The 2,161-nt window shown below is 75.9% G+C and carries 2 protein-coding genes and 1 pseudogene; all 3 read right to left on the bottom strand.

Annotated elements, in window-relative coordinates:
- The coding region (locus C1I97_RS35435; protein ID WP_111007050.1) for a CbiQ family ECF transporter T component at positions 1–885 on the bottom strand (885 nt) is incomplete at its 3' end.
- Positions 878–1,564, bottom strand: coding sequence for an SCO2322 family protein (locus C1I97_RS35430; RefSeq protein ID WP_441349190.1), 687 nt, complete (start codon positions 1,562–1,564; stop codon positions 878–880). The genes C1I97_RS35430 and C1I97_RS35435, both read right to left, overlap by 8 nt.
- Positions 1,561–2,161, bottom strand: a pseudogene (locus C1I97_RS35425) (prenyltransferase/squalene oxidase repeat-containing protein); the annotation flags it as partial. The gene C1I97_RS35430 and the pseudogene C1I97_RS35425, both read right to left, overlap by 4 nt.

The following is a 2,161-nucleotide window of genomic DNA, read 5'->3' as shown; positions in this document are numbered from 1 at the left end:
ACAGGACCGCGGGTTCCAGGCGTCGGGGCGGTAGCGGGTGCGGGGGGACCGGCGCCCGCCCAGCCACAGACCGGCCAGGGCCGCGGCGAGCCCGGCGAGCAGCACCGGAAGGCCGTAGGTGCCGCCCTCGGCGGTGAGCAGCCCGTACGTCCCCGCGCAGACGCCCAGCAGACCCCCGAGGGTGAGCGCTGCGGTCGTACGGCGCACGGCGGGCGCGACCTCGGCGGTGCGGCCGTAGCCGCGGGCGTCCATCGCGGCGGCGAGGGCCACCGAGCGCTCCAACGCGCCCTCCAGGACCGGCAGTCCGACCTGCAGCAGCCCGCGCACCCCCCGGTCGGGCCGGCCCCGCAGCCGACGGGCGGCCCGCAGCCGCCGGGCGTCGGCGATCAGGTGCGGGGCGAAGGTGAGCGCGACGACGACGGCGACACCGGTCTCGTACAGCGCGCCGGGAAGGGACTTGAGCAGCCGGGTGGGCGCGGCGAGGGCGTTCGCGGCGCCCACGCAGACCAGCAGGGTGGCCAGCTTCAGCCCGTCGTACAGCGCGAAGACGACCGCCTCGGCCGTCACCCTGCCCCCGAGCCGGATGCCCTGCGCCCAGTCGGGCAGCGGGACTTCGGGGAGGGCGACGAGCACGTGCGTGCCGGGGATGGGCGAACCGAGCACGACGGCGAAGACGAGACGGATGACGAGGACGGCGAGGGCGAGCTTGAGGAAGGCGGTGTAGGAGCGGGCGGAGGGCGTGCGGGGACGGCAGGTCACCACGACGTATCCGGAGACCGCGAGGAGAAGGCCGAGCAGCAGCGGGTTGGTGGTGCGGGTGGCCGCGGTCCCCAGAGCCAGGGCCCACAGCCACCACGCACCCGCGTGCACGGTGGTGTCAGGCATCCCTGCGCCGCCGCGCCTGCCACACCGCCGCCGCGCCCAGCACGAGCACCGCGGCACCACCGGCGAGGAGACCCACCGACGGGCCCGCCCCGGACTCGCTCTTCTCCCCGGCGGAACTCTTCCCCTCCTCGCCCTCCCCGGCGGGGCTCTTCCCGGCGGTCACCTGCTCGCCGCAGCCCTTGTGCGGATACCCGGAGATGGCGCACAGCAGGGCGTTGGTGTCGTACCGCAGCGGCCCCGCGACGGACGCCAGGGCCTCCGCGGTGGTCGCGTCGGCGGGCACCCGGGCACAGGCGGTCCGCGGCGCCGGCGGGGTCTCCCCGGCCGGGGCGTCCGCGCGCGTACCGAAGTCGAGGACGAGCGCGACCCGCTTGCTGCCCTCCCGGGCCGGCGTCCTGTCGCAGACGGTCCCGAAGTCGGCCGTCCCGCGCGGCTTGCTCGCGTCCTGGGAGTCCTCGCTCACCGAGAACCGGAACCCCTGCACGTCACCGTCGGAGGGGCGCGCCGTCGACGGCCCCTCGGTGGCGTACGTCCAGCTCTCGCCGTCACGGTCCCAGAAGGACCAGTACCGGTACCCGACGGCCTGCGCCTGCCCGGCCCCGATCCCGGCCGCCGGCAGGAAGGCGGCCAGGACGAGGACGGACAGCACCCGCACCCGGCGTATCACGGCTGCTGTCACGGCTTGTTCCTGCGTCCGCTCAGCAGGAACCCGATGCCGATGCCCGCGACGAGGAAGACACCGACGATCCACCAGACGCCGAAGGGGGAGTCGTCCTTCGAGGACTTCTCGGCGGCCTTGGTGCCCTTGGAGTCCTCGGCGGTCTTGCCCACGGCGGTGGCCTGGGGAGCCGGGCCGGTCGCGTTGAGCCGCTCGACCAGGTCGATGCCGCCGAAGTCGCGCGGGTCGGCCCCGGCCGCGTGGGCGGCGAAGACGAGCTGGGCGTAGGCGGCGGGACCGCCCTGGTCGGCCCACGCCTCGGCGTGCTGCTCCAGCCACTTCAGCGGCTTCTGCGCCTGCGCGGCCCCGCCCTGCGCGGCGAGGGCGACGACGGCGTCGGCGGTGTTGCCGTAGTCGGGCTGGTCGGTGGCGCCGGGAAGCACGGAGGTGAGGTGGCCGTCCTTGGCGACGACCTGTGCCAGGTACGCCGCGCCGTTGGCCGCCGCCCGGGCCGGGTCGGGCTTGCCGGCGTCGACGCAACGAGCGGCGTCCCCGGAGTCCTTGGCGCTGTTGCCCTTGGCGGCCAGGCCCTGCCCGAGCGCGCCGACGACGGCCGCC

Origin of the sequence: Streptomyces sp. NTH33, assembly GCF_003236365.1 — a bacterium.
In the GTDB taxonomy this organism is placed as follows: domain Bacteria; phylum Actinomycetota; class Actinomycetes; order Streptomycetales; family Streptomycetaceae; genus Streptomyces.
This window is presented reverse-complemented; position numbering and strand designations above follow the sequence as displayed.